Genomic DNA, 6,068 nt, shown 5'->3' with positions numbered 1-6,068 from the left:
TGCAAAAGTAGTAGGATTTACAGCGTTCAAGGACTTAAAGTGATCGTATCTTTCTGATCACATATTTCTACGAAAGGATCATAATGCCTGCCTATACCTGAGCGCGTGACTGAATTGTAAACTCTGTCACCGAGCACATAAGGCATCATAGTTTGGCTGCCGTAATTGTTGCCTCCGAGTTTCTTCCACACTATCGATACAGCGCTTGTGTCGACTACAGGACCAGTGGGATCGGGGATGCCAGGCTCAGGGGTACAGGCATAAAAAATGACGAGGAAAAACAGTAACTGTTTCATAAAAAATTAATTGATTAATAAAATTCAAAGCTGCCAATGGGGCAGTATATTCTTCTTCGACTTGATAGCTCTAATAGGGCGGAATGGCTATTTGCCTTCCTTCAAGCAATAAATATAGTAGAAATCATAGACTTACTCGTGAACATTTCATGCCTTTCCAATCATATGATCGCACACAAATCCGTCTGCTAAAAAAAACCTACCAACTCCATCAGCCATTGCAAACCCTCTAAAGCTCCGGCACAACTTTCGAACTTATCCGCACTCCACACCTCAAAATCACCCACTAGTTAGGGACAACTTGTAGAGAGTCTTTCACACGTAAATTTAAAGGAAGTTCAATATGATCTACTGAGACACTAAGCTGCTATGCTGCAAGCAATGACAAAACCACGTCTTAAACCCTGAATAAGGAAAAAAATCCTCAGATGACGAGGGCTAACTATCCAATAACTACAGAAACCCTGCGGCACACAACACCCCAACTACCAAGATATACAACCGTGCCCTCAGAATGACCAACAAGACATCAATGAGTCCTTTGCATACCTTGTACGAAACCGCTACTTTTGATCGAAGCAAGTCGGTGTAGCATAACAGACGTAAACGGAATACACGCAATAGTTACTGTTATAGAGATGTTACTACTTATACTAAAAAGACAGACGACACGGCAAGACAATGACTAAAAATGCACCCAATATTAAGACCATATCGACCAAGTGGACAGACTTTCAAACTAACCGTATTTCACTATGAGGACAAGTGACAGAAAAAAAAAGAAAAAGCCAACCCTTCGCATCTCTTAAAAATCTATTTTTGCCCACATGCATTGCACAGATTTGGATTTACCATCGCACAAACCAACCGTGAACAAAACCAAAAGAACGCAATATTCGCCAACACACCATGCGCCATAATTCACTATATTTGCTTTACGCAACTAAAATAGAAAGGATTGACACCTAATACAGAAATATCAAAGTTTGAATTAGAATTTAACCAGAAATATGGTAGAGGATCAGTTATTGAGACGACCATTACTGACATTATTCATCCTTCACAAATCATTACAGACTTTGGCGAAGGTTTAATAGGCCGTTTATCAGTCTTAAATCTATCGTGGTGCTTACCAAATGGGGAAGCAGAATTAAAACAATATAAAACTGGTGACCGTATTCAGTGTGTTGTTTTAGCAATAGACTTTACAGATCAGCAGGTAATTCTAAGCAAAAAACATCTTACAAAGCCAATAAGTGAAACATTGACTTGGGAGAGAGTTGAAAGAGGAGACGAATACAATGTCGATGTAATTGAAAAATTCAATAATACTACATTAGTCAAAACAAAGGATAATCTTTATGGAATTATAAGTAACAACTTTCTTCAAGGAACTTCAAATAAAATAAGAGTAAAAGTAAACTCCAAACTTGATTTCAATGACTTACTCTCTTTTGTACCTGCATCCTTAGATGTAAGGAATATTGATTCAGAAATTCAAGTAGACCCTGAGATAAACTTTATAGACGACGAATTAATTTCGTATTATAATTTCAAGAACTCAATTCTTGGCGTCTATGCCACAGATGAACAACTATCAATAATCAAAGAGGGCTTTCAACAAGATGATAGAATATTTTCAAAAGAATTCAAAAGTAGCCAAACTCTCTACATCCAGTTTGAAGTAGGTAGTGCAAGTTACGAATCGACATTAAAACACAATGCCATACCCTATTTCCTAGAAGATGCTGTTATTTCACCCGAAAATGAAAACAAAGTTTTAGAGATATTATCAAGTCAACAGCATTATTGGTTTAAAATAAATACTAGAGATAACAACCAAAAAAATGATTTCTCATTATATAATGAAGAAGTCAACATATTTGGTGAAGTAATTTCTACTAAGGATAAAAAAGAGATTAAGTTTATTATAAAAACTTTCACTTTTGGTCATTCTCAATATTGGTCAAGTGAAGCAAAAAAACGGAATGCGAAATACGGCTCATTTCTCTTTAGCAATCCACTCAAAGTAATTTCACCATATAGCACAACACCATTCGATAATTCACAGAAAGAATTTCTAGAATACGCCTTATTAAAAACAAAATGCTTTGAAACTGTTAGCTACCTTAAAACAGCGGCAGGAGAAATTTTGAGACAAGAGGGCCGAACTCTTTCAATCATAGATAAATTCTTGGAATACCAAATTAGCTTAATTGACAAAGAAAAGGAGAACGCTATATTTGTAGAAAAATATGACAGAATACCAGCAATCAATCAAGGTGTCGCAATCAAAATACCCAGAAGTATTGGCGATAGCCTTGAAACAGATGAAGAAACTGTAGTAAATATCAGATTAAAAGACGATGAAAAACTCATAAAACTTTCAGATGGAATCCTTTCATATTTCAATGACGAGTACACCATTACTTTTAATAAACCAATAAAGCTAGAATTACTGGATAAGGGGTTCTATTTAGACAAACGCATTTCAAAAAAACAATTTCAAATTCAAAGAGAGATTATACAAGACTTCTTAGATAAAAAGATAAAAATCGAACACATAGAAGCACTCCTTGTCAAGCCTGACAACGTAAAAACACCAATTCTTAAACCTATAAAATTCAAGAATGAAGATTTAGCGAGAACTGAAAGGGAAGATCCTACAAATAATCAAGTAAATGCGGTAAAAAAGGCTGTTGGTAATCAAAATATTTTTCTAATTCAAGGACCTCCTGGTACTGGCAAAACAACAGTAATCGCCGAAATAATTCAGCAATTAGTTGAGAAAGGCGAAAAAATCCTTGTTTCAGGTCAAAACCACGTGGCAGTTGACAATGTATTAGAAAAGCTATCGCAATACCCGCATCTCAATCTCCTACGAGTTGGAAACCCTGAACGTATTGATAAACAATCGCTAAAATATTGTATTCATAATCTTGTTGAGGATTATAAAGTTGACTTTAAAACCTTTATATCAAACCAGCTTCTGATTGTTGAGGAATATTTAAGGAGCAAAACTTCTGGGCAAGAAAAGCAAGAAATAAGCAAAAGCATTAATCAGTTTATTAATTCACTACTTGCACTCTATGGAGTATTAAAGGAAGTATACAAACAACGTCATTTTGTATTATTGAATGGACTTGCACAGCTGTCAATAAAAGAATTAAAACAGACTATAGAACTACTTAAAAATTGGAATGAGAAATCCAACAATGAGCATGAAATCCTTTTAAAACCATTGATCTATAATTTCACCGACGTAGTTTTTGCGACTTGTATCGGTATTAAGTCTGATGAAGTATTTAAAGAAAAGAATTTCAAGTTTGACACTGTAATCATAGATGAGGCTGGTAAAGCAAACATTGCTGAATCCTTAGTAGCAATTGAACTTGGTCAAAAAGTAATCTTGGTCGGAGACCAGAAACAACTGCCGCCCTATATGGATAGCTCCCTAATTGATAAGACAGACAATTTAAGTTTCCCAAATTCGGTCTATGGTTCAGAGTTTTTTGAGGAAGAAATCCTACACGCACTTAAATCATCCTTCTTTGAATTCATCGTCAACAGGATAAATGCAGAACAATTCCCAACGGATAATATGGAAATGCTGAACTATCAACATAGAATGCACCCAAATATAGGAGAATTTGTTTCAGGCTCATTTTATGATGGAAAGGTTAAGATGGGCAATAGAACGCATCTGAATAGAATCCAAATGCCATCACCTTTTAACAAGGAGGTTATTTTCGTCGATACTTCTAACTCGAAAAATCCATATGAGCAAAACGATGGACTATCTGCAAAGAACAATACCGAAGCAGAAACAATATCAGAAATCATATTGCCAAAATTATTTGAAAGCGAAATAAATCCATCTAACATAGCCATCATAGCACCCTATAAATCGCAAGTTGCTAACATAAAACACTATATAAATAAATCCAAATCCTGTAAATTTCAAAACATAGATGTTTCCACGCTTGACTCCTTTCAAGGCAAAGAATTTGATATAATCGTTTTTAGTTTCACTCGTTCATCCAACCACAAAAATGTACCTATTGAAAACGGCAAAAGAAAGTATGCTAAAGTGGGGTTTCTTGACGATGCAAGAAGATTAAATGTTGCTTTTAGCCGGGCAAAAAAGAAACTAATTCTCATAGGTAATGCCAGTACTTTAACTGACCATAGATCGCATTTTGACAAAATCTTTAATTACACTGAACTTTTCAGAACATTGGTTCGATTGAGTAATAAAGAAGAGATTGGCAATTTTATTAATGTAGCAGATTTATATGATTTTAAATCACCGTTCGAATTGTTCCTAGAAAAATACAAAAGCGGTGATAATGCAGTTGGCAAATTTAAAACTGCCGGAAGAAATCAAAAGGGTATTTTTGGTCTATTCGTAACTATCGATGAGGTAGATTGCTTATTACCATATCCAATGATGCCGGAGTACCTAAAAGTGAATTATGACAGTTTGGTTGTTTCAACTGAAATGGATGTTTCAATCTATTCCATAGACATTGAAAGTAAAAAAGTTACAATAAAATTCAATGGAAAGGAGAAAAGTGTTACAGTCAATAAAAATAAAGAATGGGACGCTACAATTAAGAAGTATAAAAAAGGAGATATAGTAAAAGGCTCTATCGAAAATGAGGTAAACTATGGTTATTTCGTAAAAATAGATACTGGATTAATAGGATTGCTGCACAAGAATAATATATATAAAACTAGGGAGTCCCAATTAGATGAAACTTTACAGGTCAAGATTATTAAAATTGATTTTGAAAAAAAACAAATAAAATTTTCATATTAAATGAGCCACTTCAGCATTGATATAGAAAAATATTACGAAGAATTATCAGCAATGAACAGACAATTGAAAGGCATCTTTTGCCTCCAATATCCTATATTTTGTATCCATTCCGCCATTTCCGATTCTACACCTGACCCATTAGATCAGCTCGATAAAGTAATTGTGGATTTCCTTATAGTAAAACCGGATTTCACGTCATTTCAGATCGGATGTATCATTGGAACCTCCAAAACATTCATAGAATTGAGAATTGAAAATCTTATTCGCGATCAATTGCTATCAAAAGATGGAAACAAACATCAACTAACGGAGCATGGAATATCAGTATTTGAAACAAAAACTCTGGTTAGGCTCCACAAACAATCATACGATTTCTTTATTGACGGCATTACATTAAAACCACTACCCCGAATTTTTTACAACTACTATAAAAGCAAACTTGTTAGTGAAAATTACTCTTATTCATATACCAACCAAAAAGGGGAAACAAAAATAGCACGTCCTTTTGCCCCTGACATTGTCCATACTCCGCCAGAGAAAATTCGAATTTTTGAATCGCTATTTGATGTTGACACCGATCAACGCGAAGAATTTGGAATACCCAGAGGATTACAAAGGATTGATGACATTTCATTTACCAAAATGAGCTTTCAAGTACTTGTTTCTGTATGTAAAGAAGAAGCCAATTTGATAAAAGAACTTATTGATGGTTACGCGATATTTTCTTTAGGCGATGAAATGACCTACTACGATACACTGCGAAGGAATGTGCTTTTCTTTGAACCACAACTAAAAGACAGAATTCAAAACCTTGAATTTAAATTAATGGTACCTTTTCAAAAATATGACAGCAAAGAAAAACAAGAGCCATACTTGACAACCAATTGGCCTGAAATTGATAGATACAAAGAATCACAGAAAAAATGTTATAATTTCAGCAGTGAGGATTT

2 protein-coding genes are annotated in these 6,068 nt (G+C 34.6%); both read left to right on the top strand.

What is annotated here, in order from left to right; translation table 11 throughout:
* Positions 1–1,254 precede the first annotated feature (1,254 nt).
* Complete coding sequence (locus ABIQ27_RS00280; RefSeq protein WP_348030953.1) at positions 1,255–5,118, top strand: AAA domain-containing protein; 3,864 nt, start codon at positions 1,255–1,257, stop codon at positions 5,116–5,118.
* Positions 5,119–6,068 (top strand): hypothetical protein (locus ABIQ27_RS00275; protein WP_348030951.1); only part of this gene is annotated, 950 nt, incomplete at its 3' end.

This window comes from Flavobacterium sp., assembly GCF_039916025.1.
In the GTDB taxonomy this organism is placed as follows: Bacteria; Bacteroidota; Bacteroidia; order Flavobacteriales; family Flavobacteriaceae; genus Flavobacterium.
This window is presented reverse-complemented; position numbering and strand designations above follow the sequence as displayed.